Origin of the sequence: Metabacillus bambusae (assembly GCF_017497975.1) — a bacterium.
GTDB lineage: Bacteria > Bacillota > Bacilli > Bacillales > Bacillaceae > Metabacillus > Metabacillus bambusae.
The window spans coordinates 1-526 of record NZ_JAGDEL010000074.1; the positions used below are offsets into that span (position 1 = coordinate 1).

The 526-nt window shown below is 70.7% G+C and carries 1 protein-coding gene; it reads left to right on the forward strand.

Annotation, left to right across the window (positions count from 1 at the left end):
• Positions 1 to 526, forward strand: a 526-nt coding sequence (locus I7822_RS30880; protein ID WP_207982566.1) for a hypothetical protein, incomplete at both ends; no start/stop codon positions are given.

Below are 526 nucleotides of genomic sequence, written 5' to 3' on the forward strand. Positions count from 1 at the left end.
GACAGGTACAGCGTGGTTCACCGACCGGCTCGCGGGACGCTGCCGCATCCACTCGGTACTCGTGCGCCATCGCGCCCCGCTTGTTGCCCAGCCGGGCTCCGGTTCCGGTCGGTTGGCACAGCTGCGCGGCATGCCCCGCTTCGGCAAGTCCGTACTGGCCCAGGAGTTCGCCCTCCGGTTCGCCTCCGCCTTTCCCGGGGGTGTGTTCTGGTTCGATCTCCACCCGGCCCACGACTCACCCGCCACGACGGCCATGGACATCTACGCCGAGCAGGTGGCGGTCGTGTGCCACGCGCTGGACGTGGACCACGCGCGCGACACCTCCCTCGTACGGCTCCTCAGCCGGCTCGCGATCCGCCTCGGCGAACGCGGAGCACCATGCCTGTGGGTCGTGGACGGCCTGCCCGACGGCCTGCGCGACGAGGAACTGCAGCTCCAGCGCGGACCCGATTTGGTCGCCTGCGCCCTGCTGACGACTCGGTCGATCCGTTACGGGGGGTTCGCCGAGACCGTCGAGGTCGCGGCC